Here is a 16527-nt window from a genome sequence, read left to right as displayed (position 1 = left end):
CCCTGATCAGCGCACCCCGCGCATGAGCTTCAGCACCGGCTTCACGGCCAGCAGCATGCCGATGCCGACGATGATCGCGATGACCCCGAGGATCGAGAAGTACGGCACCTCGTTCTGCGGGTCGTAGAACGACACGAGCTGCCCCGAGATCGCCGTGCCCAGCGCGACGGACAGGAAGAACAGCGCCACCATCTGCGTCTGGAATACGGCCGGGGCGAGCTTCGTGCTCGCCGACAGACCGACCGGCGAGAGCAGCAGTTCGGCAACGGTGAAGACGAACAGGATGCCGACGATCGCGAGCACCGGCGTGGTGTTCTCTCCTCCGCCCGCGAACGGCAGGAACAGCAGGAACGCGGACCCCATGATGATCGCGGCGAGCCCGAACTTCACCGGCGTCGAGGGCTGGCGCTTCCCGAGTCTCGTCCAGAGAGCGGCGAAGACGCCGGAGAGGATGATGATGAACACCGGGTTGATCGACTGCACCCACGAGACCGGCATCTCCCAGCCGAAGAGCGAGCGGTCCAGGCGCTTGTCGGAGTAGATCGTCAGCACCGTGAACTGCTGCTGGTAGAGCGACCAGAACGCGACACTCGTGATGAACAGCGGGACGAAGCCCCAGACGCGCGAGCGCTCCGTCGCATCGATGCGACGGCTGGTGAGGATCACCGCGAAGTACGCTATCGCGGCGACGACCGTGACGCTGATGACGATCGCGGCGAGGTTGTCGTCGCGGATCACGCCCGTGAGCACGAGCACCGCGATCGCCGCGAGGGCGGCGACGGCGATGATCACGACGAGCGGGTAGCGGGACGCCGGCAGCGGATTCGGGACAGCGCGGGCTCGATCGGGGAGCGAGCGTCGACCGAACGAGTACTGCACCAGCCCCAGCGTCATGCCGACTGCCGCCAGCCCGAAGCCCCAGTGGAAGCCGAGGGTGGACTGCAGGATGCCGGTGAGTATCGGTCCGAGGAACGCGCCGAGGTTGATCCCGAGGTAGAACAGCGAGAATCCGGCATCCCTCCGGGTGTCGTCCGGTGCGTAGAGCGTGCCGACGACGGCGGTGGCGTTCGCCTTGAGTCCACCGGAGCCGAGCGCCACGAGCACCAGCCCGACGCCGACGCCGAGCACACCGGGGATGAGCGCGAGCGCGATGTGCCCGGCCACGATGACGATGGCGCTGACGAACAGCACGCGCTCGGATCCGAACAGGCGATCCGCGAGCCACGCGCCGAGGATCGTGGCGAGGTACACCGATCCGCCGTAGGCGCCGACGATGCCGCCGGCGACCGCTTCGGGGATGCCGAGGCCGCCCTGGGTCGCCGAGTAGTACAGGTAGATGAGCAGGATGCCCTGCATGCCGTAGAAGCTGAACCGCTCCCACATCTCGACGCCGAAGATGTGTACGAGCGCTCCCGGTTGTCCGAAGAAGCGGGTGTCCTCGTGGCGTGCCTCATCGGTCGGCTGCGCTGTGCTCATGCCACGACGGTACCCCTCGACAAGCTCGGCGGCCCAGCTTTGAGCACGGACGCACGAGTCGGCCGTCGATAGAATGGGACTGCCCGTGTCACGGGCTCCCTCCCGCATCCGACCATTGGAGCCACCATGGCCGAACAGTCCCGCCTCGACAAGGTCATCGCCCTCGCCCGCCACCGCGGGTTCGTGTTCCAGGCCGGTGAGATCTACGGCGGTTCGCGTTCGGCATGGGACTACGGCCCCCTCGGCACCGAGCTCAAGGAGAACATCCGCCGCCAGTGGTGGCAGACGTTCGTGCGCGGCCGCGGCGACATGGTGGGCCTCGACTCCAGCATCATCCTGCCCAAGCGCGTGTGGGAGGCGTCGGGTCACGTCGCCACGTTCACCGACCCGCTGGTCGAGTGCCTGCAGTGCCACAAGCGCTTCCGCGCCGACAACCTCATCGAAGACTTCGAGGCGCGCAAGGGACGCAAGGCCGAGAACGGTCTCGCCGACATCCCCTGCCCCAACTGCGGCACCAAGGGCCAGTACACCGAGCCCAAGGCGTTCTCCGGTCTCGTGAAGACCTACCTCGGCGTCGTCGATGACGAGTCGGGCCTCTACTACCTCCGCCCCGAGACGGCCCAGGGCATCTTCGTGAACTTCTCGAACGTGCTCACCGCCAGCCGCAAGAAGCCGCCGTTCGGCATCGGCCAGGTCGGCAAGGCGTTCCGCAACGAGATCACTCCCGGAAACTTCATCTTCCGCACCCGCGAGTTCGAGCAGATGGAGATCGAGTTCTTCACCCCGCCGGCCGACGCGCAGGAGTGGTTCGAGCACTGGGTCGAGGCGTGCTGGAACTGGTTCATCGATCTGGGCATCGATCCCGAGAACATGCGTCAGTTCGACGTTCCGGAAGACGACCGGGCGCACTACTCCGCCGGCACGATCGACGTCGAGTACAAGTTCGGCTTCACCGGCAAGGAGTGGGGCGAGCTCATGGGCGTCGCCAACCGCACCGACTACGACCTGTCGAGCCACAGCGAGGCGTCCGGCCAGAGCCTCAGCTACTTCGACCAGGCCACGGGCGAGCGCTACACCCCGTACGTGATCGAGCCGTCGTTCGGACTCACGCGCGCCATGATGGCGTTCCTCGTGGACGCGTACCGCGAGGAGGAGGTGCCGAACGCCAAGGGCGGCACCGACGTGCGCACGGTGCTGAAGCTCGATCCGCGCCTCGCCCCGGTCAAGGCCGCGGTGCTGCCGCTCTCGCGCAACGAGAAGCTGTCGCCGCTCGCCCGCGAGGTCGCCGACACGCTCCGCAGCTCCTGGGCGGTCGACTTCGACGACGCCGGCGCGATCGGTCGCCGCTACCGCCGTCAGGATGAGATCGGCACTCCGTTCTGCGTCACGGTCGACTTCGACTCGCTCGACGACAACGCGGTCACCGTGCGCGACCGCGACTCGATGGCGCAAGAGCGCGTCGCGATCGATGAACTGCACGCGTACCTCGCGGAGCGCCTCAAGGGGGCGTGACCGACCCGGCGACCGCGCGGGCATAGCGCTCGGAGAGCACCTGCAGTCGGGGGAGGAGCTCGGGCGGGCTCTCGACGGTGAAGTCCATCATGAGCATCCCGATGTAGGCCGCGACGGTGTCGAGGCTGTCGGCGCCGGTCACGAGCACGCAGTGGTCTTCGTCGATCGGCTCGACCGCGCCGACGGCCGGATGGATGCGGTCGAGCACCTGTTGCGTCGGTGCATCGATGAGCAGTCGCGCGTGCACCTTCCACCCGCTCTCCGCGATGGTGCGCATCATGAACGCGGTGTAGTCACCCCCGGGCAGCGGCTGCGGTTCGAAGCGCCGTCGCGTCGGCATCCGCAGTTCCATCCAGTCCACGCGGTACGTGTGCCAGTCGCCGGACTGCGGATCGCGGCCCACCAGGTACCACCGGCGATGCCAGGTGAGCAGTCGGTAGGGCTCCACCAGCACCGACGCGTCCTGGTAGTCGAAACGCAGCCACTCCTCATTGCGGATCGCGCCGGCGATCTCGCGGAGCACGGTCGCGTCGACCTCGGGATCCGGCGCATCCGTGTCGTTGTTCTCGGGAGCGCGGTCGATCGTCGACCGCAGCGCGTCGACCATCGGGCGCAGGTGCGAGGGGAGCACCTGCTCGAGCTTCGCGAGGGCCCGTGCCCCCGACTCCTCGACGCCGGCGATCCCGGCGGCGGCCTGCAGGCCCACGGTCACCGCCACCGCCTCCTCGTCGTCGAGCAGGAGAGGCGGGAGCTTGCCGCCCGCGCCGAGCCGGTATCCGCCGATGGCGCCGCGCGTGGCGTCGACCGGATAGCCGAGCTCACGCAGCCGATCGACGTCGTGGCGGATGGTGCGCATCGAGACACCGAGACGCTCCGCGAGATCGCGGCCTGAACGCTCGGGGCCCGCCTGCAGCAGAGACAACAAGGCCAGCAGACGAGCGGTCGGATCGGCCATGACAACTCCTTCAAAGTCGCGCGTTTATTAGGAACGTATCCTACCTATTAGCCTCGTATCGTCGAAGTCATGAACAAGACAACCGCTCCCCTCAGCATCCGCCCCTTCACCGTCTCGGTCTCCGACGCCGAGATCGCCGATCTGCAGGATCGCCTCGCTCGCACCCGTCTTCCGCAGCCTTCCCCGACGGACGACTGGGATGCCGGCACCCCGAACTCCTACCTTCGTGAGGCCACCGACGCATGGCGCGCGTTCGACTGGGCAGCAGCCCAGGAGCGCATCAACGCCGTGCCGCACTTCACGACCGAGATCGACGGGCAGACGATCCACTTCATCCACGTCCGCTCAGGTATCGAAGGCGCGACGCCGCTGATCCTCGCGCACACCTACCCCGGCTCGGCCGTCGACTACCTCGACGTGATCGACCGTCTCGTCGATCCAGTGGCCCACGGCGGCCGGGCGGAGGACGCCTTCGACGTCGTGATCCCGGATGCTCCGGGCTACGGCTTCTCGCAGCCGCTCGCGTCGGCCGGTTGGACAGTCGGCAAAGTGGCCGCCGCGTATGACCAGCTGATGCGCGGCCTCGGCTACGACAGCTACGGCATCCACGGCTCCGACAACGGTGCGATGGTCGCGCGCGAACTCGGGCTGCTCAACCCGAAGGGGTTCCTCGGCCTGCACGTGCTGCAGCTGTTCTCGTTCCCCTCGGGAGATCCGTCCGAGTTCGAGCGTCTGGAGCCGCAGGACTACGCCGGCCTCGAGCACATGCAGTGGTTCCAGTCGGTCGGCGGCTACAACACGATGAACTCATCGCGGCCGCAGACGGTGTCGGTCGGGATCAGCGACTCGCCCATCGGGCTGCTGGCATACAGCGAGCTGTTCAACTCGTTCGGCAACGGGACCTCGCTCGTGACGCTCGAGCAGATCCTGCTCGAGGTCAGCGTGAATTGGTTCGCGAACGCGGCATCCGGCATGAGCCGCAGCTACCTCGAGAACGCCCGGGCGGATGCCGGCGAGGGCGAGGCGCCGCAGATCAACGCCGCACCGACCGGGGTCGCCGTCTTCGCGGACGACTTCCAGACGATCCGGGTGTTCGCAGAGCGCGACAACTCGAACATCGTGCACTGGAGTCGGTTCGACGAGGGTGGGCACTTCGCCGCCCTCGAGCGTCCGGATCTCGTCGCCGCCGACATCCGCGCGTTCTTCGCCGGGCTGCGCTGACCCCTTGACGACCGGCCCCTCCGTGATCGAACCGGCCCCTTGCGAACGTTCGCGAGGGGCCGGTTCGTCGCGAAGGGGGTCGCTCTGCAGGGGCGGGTCAGTCGGTGACGGTGAGTCCCATCGCGGGGCCGCCGCCGGATTCGACCCAGGCGAGCGAGCGCTCCAGGATGCCGCGGAGCACGTCGAGGTCGACCTGCTCGAGGTCTTTGATGTAGACGCAGCTCACCGCGGTGGTGTGCGGGCCGAGCTGGGCGAGCGCGTCGGCGTGGGCCGCGGTGCCGTCGAGCAGGTAGATCGTCGTCGAAGCCTTGCGCGGTGAGAACGCGAGAAGCGCGGTGTCGCCCTCGGTGCCGGTCGGATACCGGTAGTGGCAGGAGCCGAAGCCGATGATCGTGCCCCAGGTCGCCGGCTCGCGGCCCGAGATGTCCTGCATCAGCGCGGTCAGCATCTCGGCGTCCCGCCGACGCGTCGCGGGAGAGGAACGAGCGATCAGCCCGGCGACGTCGTTCCCGGTCGGCTCCATGTCAGGCCTTCGGCTGCTTCGCGGCTGTTTCTCGACTCGCTTCGCTCGCTCGATCTTGCTGCTTCGCGGCAACCTTCAACGCCTTCTTGTGCTCGCGCACCTTCGTCAGCGATTCGGGGGAGACGATGTCGGCCACGCTGCGGAACGATCCCTCGTCACCGTAGGCGCCGGCGGCCTCGCGCCAGCCCGAGCCCGTGAAGCCGTACTGCTTGCCGAGGAGGGCGAGGAAGATCTTCGCTTTCTGCTCGCCGAAACCGGGGAGCGTCTTCAGGCGCTTCAGGACCTCGGCACCGTCCGGATCCCCTTGGGTCCAGAGCGCGCTGGCGTCCCCGCCCCAGTCGTCGACGAGCGTCTGGCACAGCGTCTGCACGCGCGTGGCCATCGATCCGGGGAAGCGGTGCACGGCGGGCGTCTGTTTGAAGGCCTCGAGGAACTCGTCCGGGGCCATGCTCGCGATCGCGGCGGCATCCGTCGCTCCCGTGCGCTGCTCGATCTTGAGCGGTCCGGCGAACGCGGTCTCCATCGGGACCTGCTGATCCAGCAGCATCCCGACCAGCAGAGCCAGCGGGTTGTCGGTCAGCAGCTCGTCGGCGGCGGTGTCTCCGGTGATGTGAAGGGCCATGAGTCCATCCTCTCCTACGACCCGGCGGCGGATTCGCAGATGCAGAGCTGGGTCGAGGAGTCCGCCCCGAAGGGGCTGCCGTCCCAATCGCCCAGGCGCTCGACCAGTCGGAGTCCAGCGTCGACGTGGACCTCGCCGCGGCCTGGATCACTGAACGATGTACGCGGGCGCCGGACCCCGTCGGCCTCAGCCAGGAGCCGCACGTTGGGATTGAAGACGTCGAATGCGAACCGTCCGCCGGGCGCGAGGTGACGCCTGACCGCGCGGAAGCACTGCACGATGTCGTCAGCCTCGTGCAGGTGCAGCAGTGCGTTGCCCGCGATGAAGACGAGGTTGAACTCGCTGTCGAGGTCGAAGTCGCGCATGTCGCCTTGCTGCCACTCGACAGACACGCCGCGCTCATCAGCCTTCCGCCGCGCCTCGGTCAGCGTGTCCAACGACAGGTCGTACAGCCTCGCGTGCGAGTACAGATCCCGTGTCATTCGCGCCTCCTCGTGCATACGCTCTCGCGGCGGGGGTCCTCGCGCAGTCAAGCAAGTCTGCCAGTGGCTACCGCCCTCTTTCATCCTTCCCTCGAGTCCATCGGCGCGATATCATCCTGATATGAGTGAAACGCTGCGTGACTCGCGTGAGCGAGCTGGGCTCAGCCAAGCGCAGCTCGCGCTACGCAGCGGCGTTGCGCAGCCGAACATCGCCGCTTACGAGTCCGGGCGGCGGAATCCGTCTGCGGCGATGGTCGATAGGCTGCGGTCGGCCATGAGACCCTTGCCTCACGAAGCGCTCGAACAGCATCGTGAGGAACTCAAGGAGCTCGCTGCGAAGTACGGATTAAGTAACGTCCGGGTGTTCGGCTCCGCGGGGCAGGGCACGGACACCGCGCAGAGCGACCTCGATATCCTGGTCACCCGCTCGCCGCACGTCGGATTGCTGACGATCGCCGAGTTCTCCGTCGTCGCCGAGCAGTTGCTCGGTGTCGCGGTCGACGTGGTCACAGACGGAGGGCTCCCCGCTGATCATCCGATCCTCCGGTCAGCGGTGGCCGCGTGAGCGATAGGGACGAACGGTCGTTGCGGGAGATCGTGCGGTTGTGCGACAACGGCACGCGACTCGCCGGTCGCGGCCACGAATGGTTCGTCTCGGACGAACTCAATACACCGGGGCTTGCGGCCGAATCGATCATCATCAAGATCGGTGAGAACGTCGCGCGGCTGAGCGATGAAACGATCGTCGCGAACCCGCAGGTGCCCTGGTCGAGCATCAAGCGCATGCGGGACCGGCTCGCGCATCACTACGAGGCGACCGATTATGACGCGGTGTGGGCCACGCTCAGCGCCGATCTTCCCCGCGTGCGCGCGGCGATCGCATCGCTGCTCGCAGAGTGACCGATGAGTGACCGCTGAGTGACCGCGGTACGTCTGGCGCGACGAATCGCTCGTAGAAGTCTCGGGACCCGCTACGCGATCGAGGACTCGGTACCGTGTTCGGTCGCCTCGGTCGCCTCGGTCGCCTCGGCCGCCGGGACGATGCCGTAGAGCGTGCCCAGTGCGGCGGCGAACTCGTCCGCGCGACCGGATGCCGCGAGCTCATGCGCACGTGTCGTCGGCGTGTGCAGCAGCACCCCGGTGAGGTGGCGGAGCGCCTGCTCGATCCGGCCGTCCTCATCGCCGCGGGCGCGAGCGCGCGAGATCTCTGACTCGAGCAGGGAGAAGATGTGCGTGCGCAGGGCGACCACCGAGGGGGTCACGCTCTGTCGGGCGCCGACCACGTGGAACGTGTCAGCGGCTTCCCGGACGACGCTGCGCGCGGCATCCGTCGCCTGCAGCTCTTCGAGCGGGGCGTGCAGGCGGATCGTCTCGAGGTCGAGCAGGGCGACGCCGTCGAGGGCGCCGACGGCGGGGTCGACGTTGCGCGGCATGCCGAGGTCGATGACGAGCTGGGAGTGCCCGGCCGATCCGTTCGGAACGATCGGGCACCCAGCCGCGGCGATGCCGACCGGGTGCTGCAGGTGCTGCGGCCCGAGCACCGGCTCGGTTGCGCTCGTGCAGGTGATGAGCAGGCTCGAGTGAGCGGCCGTGCGGGCGTAGTCGGCGGCTGCCACCGGACGGATGCCGTGCTTCGCGGCGAACACCTCGGCGCGGCCAGAGGGCGAGTACACCGAGATGTCGACGGCCCCGCGCTCGCGGAGGGTGGCGAGGGTCACGGCCGCGTAGGCGCCGGTGCCGACGAGCAGCACGCGCTCGGCGGACCAGTCGGCGATGCGGCTGTCGGCGAGCTCCAGCGCGAGGCGCACGAGAGAGCGGCCGGCACGGCCGAGGGCGGTGACGTTCTTGACCTTGCGCTGCGCCTGGCTGGCGCGCTGGAAGAGGCGCTCGAGCTCGGGGGAGGTCGTGCCGCCCTTGCGTGCGGACTTCAGCGCGCGGCGCACCTGACCCGCGATCTCACCCTCGCCGGAGACGACCGATTCCAGACCGGATGCCACGGAGAAGAGGTGCTCGGGGACCCGCCGCCCGGTGTGCACGGTGTAGGCGCCGTCGAACTCGGCGGCCGAGACGCCGGTCGTGGCCTCGACGGCTTCCAGCACTGCTTCGACGCCGATCGCGCCGGCCGCGGTGACGGGCTCATCCATCTCCACGTACGCCTCGAAACGATTGCAGGTCGCGAGAACCACCGCACCCTGCACGCACGGCGTCATGTCCACCACGGTGGAGGCGACGTCGTCGGGGGTGCGGCTCAGGCGTTCGAGCAATTCGAAGGGGGCGGTCTTGTGACTCGCCGTCACACACAGCAGCACCTCTCGATTCTACCCGAGCGCGCGACCACGGTCTCCGCGCACTCATAACGACCGGATGGGAGGATGGAGGCATGGCCCTCTCCGACGCTCCGCTGCTGCGCGCCCTCGCAGGCTCCCGCCCCGAACACGCCCCGGTGTGGTTCATGCGCCAGGCCGGCAGGTCGCTGCCCGAGTACCGCGAACTGCGCGTCGGGACGCGGATGCTGGACGCCTGCCTCACCCCCGACCTCGCGGCCGAGATCACCTTGCAGCCGGTCCGACGGCACGGCGTCGACGCCGCGGTCTTCTTCAGCGACATCGTCATCCCGCTGCGTCTCGCCGGCGTCGACGTCGAGATCGAGCCCGGACGCGGTCCGGTGTTCGCGAACCCGGTGCGCACGGCATCCGATGTCGACCGGATCACGGCCATCGATCCCGATTCGCTCGACGGCACGGCCATCGCCGAGGCGGTCCGTCTCGTCACGGCCGAGCTCGGCGACACGCCTCTGATCGGCTTCGCCGGTGCGCCGTTCACGCTCGCGGCCTACCTCGTCGAGGGCGGGCCGTCCAAGGAGCATCTCCGCGCGCGGGCCATGATGCACGCCGACCCCGACTCGTGGAACCGGCTCGCCGGCTGGCTCGCCCGTGTATCGCGACGGTTCCTCGAGACGCAGCGCGACGCCGGAGCATCCGTCGTGCAGCTGTTCGACAGCTGGGCCGGCTCGCTGAACCCTGCCGACTACCGGGCGTTCGTGGCCCCGCACTCGCACGCGGCGCTCGAGGGCATCGGCATCCCGACCATTCACTTCGGTGTCGGCACCGGGCCGTTCCTCGCCGACATGCGCCTCGACGGCGTCGCCGACGGCGTGGGAGTCGACTGGCGCCAGCCGCTCGACGAGGCCGCCGCCATCCTCGGGCCGGACGTGACGGTTCAGGGCAACATCGACCCCGCGCTGCTCTCCGCCCCCTGGCCGGTGCTGGAGGCGCATGTGCAGGACGTGCTCGAGCGCGGCCGAGCCGCACGGGCGCACATCCTCAACCTCGGCCACGGCGTTCCGCCGGAGACCGATCCCGATCAGCTCACCCGCATCGTCGAGCTCGTCCACTCATGACCGTCGACTCCCCTCGCGATCCCGCCGCCCTCGCCGCACGTGCCGCGGAGATGCATGTGGTCGTGATCGGCGGAGGCATCGGCGGACTGATCGCCGCACGCGAGTGCGCGAAGGTCGGCATGCGGGTCACCCTCCTCGAACAGGCGGATGCCGTCGGCGGAGCGATTCGTCGCGCAGACCTCGCCGGGGTCATGGTCGATGCCGGCGCGGAGAGCTTCGCGACCAGGGGCGGACACGTTCGTGCGCTGCTGTCGGAACTCGGCCTGGAAGACCGCATCGTGGCGCCCGAAGCGGGCAGTGCCTGGCTGGCGGGAATTCCCGGGGTCGGCGCGGCGCCATTGCCGGTCGGCGGCATCCTCGGCATCCCCGCGAATCCGTTCCAGGATGACGTGCGCCGGGTCATCGGCTGGTCGGGTGCATGGCGTGCCTACCTCGACCGCGTGCGCCCGCCCTTGACCATCGGGCACCAGCTGAGCCTCGGCAAGCTCGTAGCGTCGCGGATGGGTGCAAAGGTCCGTGATCGGCTCGTCGCTCCCGTGACGACGGGCGTGTACTCCGCCTCGCCCGACGACGTCGACGTCGATGTCGCGGCTCCCGGACTCAATGCCGCGCTCACCCGCGTCGGGTCGCTGTCGGGCGCCGTGCAGGCGCTGCGCGACGCCGCCCCGAGTGCGGCGAAAGCTCCGGAGGCTGCGAAGGCCCCGGGTGCCGCGGTCGAAGGCCTGAACGGCGGGATGAGCGTCCTCGTGGATGCGCTCGTCGAGGATCTGCGGCGACTGGGTGCCGAGGTGCGCACGGGCGTCGGTGTGCACAGCATCAGAAGAGCCGACGACGGCTGGACGGTCATGGCGGAGATCACCACCGACCGCGACCCCGACGCCGAAGCGGATGCCGATGATGTCGCTGATCCGTCCTCGATCCCGGCCGACGCCATCATCGTCGCGACGGGGGAGACGGCCGCTCGGGCGCTGCTCACTGCCGCTGTGCCCGCCCTCGCGGATGCCGAGCCATCGCCGTCCCCCGAGATCGAGATCGTGACCCTGCTGCTGGATGCCCCCCTTCTTCGGGCTGCGCCCCGAGGAACCGGAGTGCTGACCGTGCCGGGGAGTCACACGGCGAAGGCGCTCACGCACTCCACGGCGAAGTGGCGCTGGGTGCGCGAGGCCGCGGGCGACCGGGAGATCGTGCGCGTCTCGTTCGGCGCGCAGGGCGAGCCCGCGGCGACGGCGGACCTGGACGACGACGACGCGGCCCGGCTGGCGCTACGAGAGGCTTCGGCCCTGCTCGGTGTCCCGCTCGCTGACGACGCTCTCGTCGCCGCCCATCGTGCCCGCTACGTGCAGTCCCAGCCCGCGTCGATCATCGGTTCGGGCGAACGGCGTGCAGCCGCTCGCGCCGCGGTGCAGGCGATGCCGGGTGTCGCGGTCGTCGGCGCGTGGCTCGCCGGGACGGGCCTCGCACAGGTGATCCCCGACGCGACGGACGAGGCCGATCGCCTCCGGCGGACCCTGTTGTGGGAGTGATGAATCACCATGTGTCAACCCCTGGGCGGTCTAGATGCCGAAATCGGCATACGGGGTTACGCTGAGTACCTGATCCGGGGGCATGAAGCCTGCGGTCGGGTGCCCAATCTGGGCGAAGCAAGCCGGAACAACGTGAGGAGACCCCATGAAGGGGAAGATCGGACTCGTCGTAGGACTCGGCGTCGGTTACGTGCTGGGCACTCGTGCCGGGCGTGAGCGCTACGAACAGATCAAGACGCAGTGGCAGAAGGTCTACAACATGGACCCGGTGCAGGAGCAGGTCGACAAGGTCAAGGACTTCGTCGGTGACAAGGCTGCGGCCGTTCCCGGCGCTCTCTGGACGGGCGCCGTGAAGGTCGTCAACTCCGTCAAGGGCAACGGCACCCCCGGGCAGAAGCTCGACTCCGTGATCGCCTCCGGCAAGGAAGCCGCCGAAGAGGTCTCCGACGCGGCAGAGGACGCCGTGGATGAGGTCAAGGCGAAGACCGCCTCGGGCTCGAACGGTGCCTCGACCGGCGCCTCGAACGGTGCGAAGAAGCCGACTCCGAAGAACACCGGCGCCTGACATGCTGCGCGGATACCGGGATCGCGCCGATGACAGTCTTCTGACGCTGCTCGGCGACCTGCCCGAACTCGTCACGAACCTCGTCAAGGCCGAGATCGATTCGGCCAAGGCGTGGATCTCGAAGACCTCGAAGGATGCCGGGATCGGTTCCGTCTGGTTCCTGATCGCGCTCTTCTTCCTGTTCTGGGCGGTGCCGGTGATCCTGGTGTTCGCGATCGCAGGGCTTTCGTCGTGGTGGCCGGTCTGGCTTTCGGCGCTCGCAGTGCTCGGCATCCTGATCCTCGCCGTCCTGCTGTTCGCGTTGCTCGGCATCCTGAAGTTCCGCAAGGTCCTCCGTCGCCAGAATCCCGCACAGGCCGTGGCCGAAGACATCCGAATCGTGAAGGAGGCCGGCGATGGCGAATTCTGAGTCCTCCGTCGTGCGCGCCGGTGTTCCCGCCGGCTCGGTAGTGCCCGCTCGTACCGTCGTTCCCGCCGGTATCGTCGACGACCGCGCATCGGCGCGGGCGGAGTTGAAGGCGGCTCTCGCCGCCATCGAGATCAAGGGCAACATCCCCCGTCGCATCGAGAAGGCATCGACCCGCGGCATCGCGAGGGCGCGCGTCTTCGCCGACCGCAACCCGATCGGCGCGGCTGCGGCCGTGGTCGGCATCGCGGCGACGGTCGGCGGACTCGTCTGGGTCATCGCCCGCGCCGTTTCTCGCTGACGCCTCGCGATCGCGTGGCGTCAGCGCAGGGCTCGCGTTCGCGACCCCTCGGCAAAGGGGGCAGACTGGAGACCATGTCCGAAGTGCTCGAAGAGAACCCGTCCGGATTCACCCTCTGGGCCGTGTGGCGACGCAATCCCGATGTGGAAGTCACCGAGTCCGACTCGACCGAACTCGAGACGATCGTCTCGTACGTCGAGGACTCCGGCGTCACCGTCCGCGGCTTCTATGACGTCTCCGGGCTGAAGGCCGACGCGGATCTCATGGTCTGGCTGCACGGCCCCACCGCAGAGGACCTGCAGAAGGCGCTCCGACGCCTGCGCCGCACCGAGCTGCTGCGTTCCCTGCTCCCGGTCTGGAACGTGATGGGCGTGCACCGCGACGCGGAGTTCAACCGCGCGCACGTGCCCGGTTTCCTGCGAGGCGTCGAGGCGAAGGACTGGCTCTGCCTCTATCCGTTCGTGCGCACACCCGAGTGGTACCTCGCGCCGGAGGAGGAGCGTCGCAAGATGCTCGCCGACCACGGACGCAAGGGGGCGGCCTTCAAGGGAGTGATCGCCAACACCGTCGCCGCGTTCGCGCTGGGCGACTACGAGTGGCTGCTGCCGCTCGAGGCCGACGACCTCACCGAACTCGTGGATCTCATGCGCGACCTCCGCTACACCGATGCGCGGCTCTACGTGAAGGAGGAGGTGCCCTTCTACACCGGGCGCCGCCTGCGCTTCGACGAGATCGCGGACGTGCTGCAGTAGGCCGCCCGATGAGCATCCCGATCCGCCTGGGTACCCGGCGCAGCGCGCTCGCGCAGGCGCAGTCCGGTCACGTCGCCGCAGCTCTCGAGAAGGTCTCCGGTCGTCGGGTCGAACTCGTCCCCATCACGAGCGAGGGCGACACGAACCGTGCGTCCCTCTCGGAGATCGGCGGGCAGGGCATCTTCGCGACGCGGCTGCGCGAAGCGCTGTTCGCCGGAGAGTGCGATTTCCTCGTGCACTCTCTCAAGGACCTCCCGACCGCGATCCCCGAGGGCCTCGTGATCGCCGCCACCCCCAAGCGCGAAGACGCCCGCGATGTGGTGCTCACCCGCCTCGGCACGCCTCTGCACGAGCTCCGCTCGGGCAGCACGGTCGGCACGGGGTCGCCGCGGCGCATCGCGCAGGTGCACCGGCGTGCGCCGTACGCGCAGGTCGTCGACATCCGCGGGAACGTCGATTCGCGACTGGCTCGCGTCGCCTCCGGGGAGCTGGATGCCGTGATCCTCGCGGCGGCCGGATTGTCGCGGCTCGGCGCGGACTCGCCGCTTCGCAGGGAGGAACTCGGTCTCGCCGAGTGGCCCACCGCGCCAGGGCAGGGTTCGCTCGCCGTGGAAACCCGGGCGGATGCTCCGGCAGATCTGCTGGCCGCGCTGGGCGCGCTGGACGATCCGCAGACGCGTCTGGCCACCACGGTGGAGCGAGCGATCCTCGAAGGCCTGGATGCCGGATGCCAGGCGCCGATGGCCGCGCACGCCGTCATCGAAGGGCAGTCGATCCGCGTCAGGACCGTCGTCTACGCGCCTGATGGGGGCCGAAGGATCGGTCTCGACGTCACGGAAGACCTGAACGGGGAGTATATTCGTCGGAACGGCAGTGGCAATGGAGCGGATACTGCCGATGGTGCGGACCCGACTCACGCAGCGCGCGAGCTGGGGTTCACTGTTGCCCGTCGGCTGCTCGATCAAGGGGCGGCTGGACTCGTCTCCCGAGAGCAATCCACATGACATCCGATTTGAAGCACGACCGTCCGCTGGACGGCTGGCGCATCCTCGTGCCCCGAGGCGGGCCGTGGGGCGACGGCGTCGCCGCGAGCCTCCGCGCCCAGGGCGCGGTGCCGGTCGTCGCACCCCTCATCAACTTCGCACCCACCACCGATCAGGCCGCGCTCGACGTGGCGCTCGAACAGCTGGCTGCGGGCGCCTTCGACTGGCTGACCATCACCAGCGCGACCACGGTCGATGTGATGTTCGCGCATCGCGCGGTGGTCCCTCGCACGACCCGGATCGCCGCCGTCGGCGAGACCACAGCCGCCGCGCTCCAGGCCGTGGGCTACGAAGTCGCTCTGGTCCCCGAGCAGGACAACTCCGCCGAGGGGATGGCCGAGCAGCTGATCGCTCTCGAGACCGAACCTCGCCGCATCCTGGCTCTCCGCAGTGAGATCGCGAAGCCGGTGCTCAGCCGGCTGCTCTCGGAGGCCGGGCACGACGTCGCGAGCGTCGTCGCCTATCGCACGGTCGGTGTTCCGGTCACGGAGCGCATCCGTCGCGATGTCGAGAACGGCCGCATCAACGCGATCCTGATCACGAGCGGCTCGGTGGCCGAGCAGGTGCGCGAGCAGTTCCCCGAGATTCCCGACGAGACGCTTCTCGCGGCGATCGGTCCCCGCACGGCGCGCGACGCCGAGAAGGCCGGTCTTCCGGTGTCGGTGGTGGCCGACCGCCAGACGGTGGATGCCCTGATCGATGCGGTCTCGCACTTCACACTTCCGCACGCGGCTGACGAGTTCGCGCCGTGAGCTTCCCGGAGACCCGGCTGAGGCGACTGCGGCAGTCGCCGGCCGTGCGCGGTCTGGTGCGTGAGACGTCGGTGCAGCCGCGTCAGCTCGTGCTGCCCCTGTTCGTCCGCGAAGGCCTCACCGAGCCGGTCGCCATCGGCTCGATGCCCGGAGTGCACCAGCATTCGATCGATTCGCTCCGTGCTGCGGCGGTCGAGGCCGCGGAGGCCGGGGTCGGCGGCGTGATGCTGTTCGGCGTGCCCGCGGTACGCGATGCCCGAGGATCCGGAGCCGACGATCCGCACGGCATCCTGAATGTCGCGACCGAGGCGCTGGCCGCCGAGGTCGGCGATGCCCTGGTCGTGCAGACGGACCTCTGCCTGGACGAGTTCACCGACCACGGACACTGCGGCGTCCTCGCCGCCGACGGAAGCGTCGACAACGATGCGACTCTCGAGCGGTATGCGGCGATGGCGCTCGCGCAGGCGCGCGCCGGCTCGCAGCTGCTCGGACTGTCGGGGATGATGGACGGCCAGGTCGCGGTGATCCGTGCGGCGCTGGATGCCGAGGGGTTCACCGACACCCTTCTGCTAGCCTACGCCGCGAAGTACGCGAGCGCGTTCTACGGTCCCTTCCGGGAGGCCGTCGACTCGCAGCTGAAGGGCGACCGTCGCACGTATCAGCTCGACCCCGGCAACCGTCGCGAGGGTGTTCGCGAGGCCGTCGTCGACGAGGCCGAGGGCGCGGACATCGTGATGGTCAAGCCCGCGATGGGCTTCCTCGACGTGCTGCGCGAGGTGCGCGACACCGTCGGCATCCCGGTGTGGGCGTACCAGGTGTCGGGCGAGTACGCGATGATCGAGGCGGCATCCGCGAACGGGTGGATCGACCGCCGTGCGGCCGTCCTCGAATCGCTTCTCTCCATCCGCCGCGCCGGTGCGGATGCTGTGCTGACCTACTGGGCGACCGAGGCCGCCCGCTGGCTGCGCGACTGAGAAGCGCTGTATCTCTCGAA

Annotated in this window: 19 protein-coding genes; 13 read left to right on the top strand and 6 right to left on the bottom strand. The window is 68.9% G+C overall.

Annotated elements, in window-relative coordinates:
- Positions 1 to 6: 6 nt before the first annotated feature.
- The gene (locus RS85_RS05055; RefSeq protein ID WP_046012331.1) at positions 7 to 1476 is read right to left on the bottom strand and encodes a peptide MFS transporter; all 1470 of its coding nucleotides are present in this window, start codon (positions 1474 to 1476) and stop codon (positions 7 to 9) included.
- A gap of 126 nt (positions 1477 to 1602) precedes the next feature.
- Between RS85_RS05055 and RS85_RS05050 the strand changes: the two genes are divergently transcribed.
- Positions 1603 to 2988: a glycine--tRNA ligase gene (locus tag RS85_RS05050; protein WP_046012330.1), complete on the top strand. Its 1386-nt coding sequence runs from the start codon at positions 1603 to 1605 to the stop codon at positions 2986 to 2988.
- Here the strand turns inward: RS85_RS05050 and RS85_RS05045 are convergent.
- The gene (locus tag RS85_RS05045) at positions 2975 to 3943 is read right to left on the bottom strand and encodes a helix-turn-helix transcriptional regulator (protein WP_046012329.1); all 969 of its coding nucleotides are present in this window, start codon (positions 3941 to 3943) and stop codon (positions 2975 to 2977) included. The two genes, RS85_RS05050 and RS85_RS05045, sit on opposite strands and share 14 nt — an antisense overlap.
- Positions 3944 to 4012: 69 nt before the next feature.
- Between RS85_RS05045 and RS85_RS05040 the strand changes: the two genes are divergently transcribed.
- The gene (locus RS85_RS05040) at positions 4013 to 5164 is read left to right on the top strand and encodes an epoxide hydrolase family protein (protein WP_046012328.1); all 1152 of its coding nucleotides are present in this window, start codon (positions 4013 to 4015) and stop codon (positions 5162 to 5164) included.
- Between the two features lie 97 nt (positions 5165 to 5261).
- Here the strand turns inward: RS85_RS05040 and RS85_RS05035 are convergent, their stop codons facing one another.
- From RS85_RS05035 to RS85_RS05025, 3 genes are read right to left on the bottom strand one after another with little or no spacing between them, the layout of a single operon-like run.
- Positions 5262 to 5687, bottom strand: coding sequence for a DUF1801 domain-containing protein (locus RS85_RS05035; RefSeq protein ID WP_046012327.1), 426 nt, complete (start codon positions 5685 to 5687; stop codon positions 5262 to 5264).
- A 1-nt stretch (position 5688) separates the two neighbouring features.
- Positions 5689 to 6309 carry an HhH-GPD-type base excision DNA repair protein gene (locus tag RS85_RS05030; protein WP_046012326.1) on the bottom strand — a complete coding sequence of 207 codons (621 nt, stop codon included), beginning with the start codon at positions 6307 to 6309 and terminating at the stop codon, positions 5689 to 5691.
- A 14-nt stretch (positions 6310 to 6323) separates the two neighbouring features.
- Entirely contained in the window at positions 6324 to 6791 is a 468-nt protein-coding gene (locus tag RS85_RS05025; RefSeq protein ID WP_052703409.1) for a class I SAM-dependent methyltransferase, read from the bottom strand.
- On the opposite strand from RS85_RS05025, the gene RS85_RS20175 reads away from it, so the two are divergent.
- Positions 6673 to 7356, top strand: coding sequence for a helix-turn-helix domain-containing protein (locus RS85_RS20175; protein ID WP_327037201.1), 684 nt, complete (start codon positions 6673 to 6675; stop codon positions 7354 to 7356). The genes RS85_RS05025 and RS85_RS20175 overlap by 119 nt on opposite strands.
- Entirely contained in the window at positions 7353 to 7691 is a 339-nt protein-coding gene (locus RS85_RS05015; protein WP_046012325.1) for a HepT-like ribonuclease domain-containing protein, read from the top strand. Before RS85_RS20175 ends, RS85_RS05015 begins: the two co-directional genes overlap by 4 nt.
- A gap of 71 nt (positions 7692 to 7762) precedes the next feature.
- On the opposite strand, the gene RS85_RS05010 is transcribed toward RS85_RS05015, so the two are convergent.
- Positions 7763 to 9100 (bottom strand): glutamyl-tRNA reductase, encoded by a 1338-nt coding sequence (locus RS85_RS05010; RefSeq protein WP_046012324.1) that lies wholly within the window; start codon positions 9098 to 9100, stop codon positions 7763 to 7765.
- Positions 9101 to 9171: 71 nt separating this feature from the next.
- Between RS85_RS05010 and hemE the strand changes: the two genes are divergently transcribed.
- The 9 genes from hemE to hemB all read left to right on the top strand — a co-directional run bounded on the left by hemE (position 9172) and on the right by hemB (position 16507).
- Positions 9172 to 10191 (top strand): uroporphyrinogen decarboxylase, encoded by a 1020-nt coding sequence (gene hemE, locus RS85_RS05005; RefSeq protein ID WP_046012323.1) that lies wholly within the window; start codon positions 9172 to 9174, stop codon positions 10189 to 10191.
- Positions 10188 to 11714 (top strand): protoporphyrinogen oxidase, encoded by a 1527-nt coding sequence (gene hemG / locus RS85_RS05000; protein ID WP_046012322.1) that lies wholly within the window; start codon positions 10188 to 10190, stop codon positions 11712 to 11714. Before hemE ends, hemG begins: the two co-directional genes overlap by 4 nt.
- Before the next feature lie 145 nt (positions 11715 to 11859).
- Positions 11860 to 12279: a hypothetical protein gene (locus tag RS85_RS04995; protein WP_046012321.1), complete on the top strand. Its 420-nt coding sequence runs from the start codon at positions 11860 to 11862 to the stop codon at positions 12277 to 12279.
- A gap of 1 nt (position 12280) precedes the next feature.
- Positions 12281 to 12688 carry a phage holin family protein gene (locus RS85_RS04990; protein ID WP_046012320.1) on the top strand — a complete coding sequence of 136 codons (408 nt, stop codon included), beginning with the start codon at positions 12281 to 12283 and terminating at the stop codon, positions 12686 to 12688.
- Positions 12675 to 12986, top strand: a complete 312-nt coding sequence (locus RS85_RS04985) for a hypothetical protein (protein WP_046012319.1) — start codon at positions 12675 to 12677, stop codon at positions 12984 to 12986. Before RS85_RS04990 ends, RS85_RS04985 begins: the two co-directional genes overlap by 14 nt.
- A 74-nt stretch (positions 12987 to 13060) precedes the next feature.
- On the top strand, positions 13061 to 13738 hold the full coding sequence (gene hemQ / locus RS85_RS04980; protein ID WP_046012318.1) for a hydrogen peroxide-dependent heme synthase: 678 nt from the start codon (positions 13061 to 13063) through the stop codon (positions 13736 to 13738).
- Positions 13739 to 13746: 8 nt separating this feature from the next.
- Positions 13747 to 14742 (top strand): hydroxymethylbilane synthase, encoded by a 996-nt coding sequence (gene hemC, locus RS85_RS04975; protein ID WP_046012317.1) that lies wholly within the window; start codon positions 13747 to 13749, stop codon positions 14740 to 14742.
- On the top strand, positions 14739 to 15533 hold the full coding sequence (locus tag RS85_RS04970; protein WP_046012316.1) for a uroporphyrinogen-III synthase: 795 nt from the start codon (positions 14739 to 14741) through the stop codon (positions 15531 to 15533). The genes hemC and RS85_RS04970 overlap by 4 nt, the downstream gene beginning before the upstream one ends.
- The gene (gene hemB / locus RS85_RS04965; RefSeq protein WP_046012315.1) at positions 15530 to 16507 is read left to right on the top strand and encodes a porphobilinogen synthase; all 978 of its coding nucleotides are present in this window, start codon (positions 15530 to 15532) and stop codon (positions 16505 to 16507) included. The genes RS85_RS04970 and hemB overlap by 4 nt, the downstream gene beginning before the upstream one ends.
- The last annotated feature ends 20 nt before the right edge of the window (positions 16508 to 16527 follow it).

Origin of the sequence: Microbacterium sp. SA39 (assembly GCF_000967865.1) — a bacterium.
Taxonomy (GTDB): Bacteria; Actinomycetota; Actinomycetes; order Actinomycetales; family Microbacteriaceae; genus Microbacterium.
Note: the sequence above shows the minus strand (reverse complement) of the source record. Positions and strands in the feature narration are given on the sequence as shown.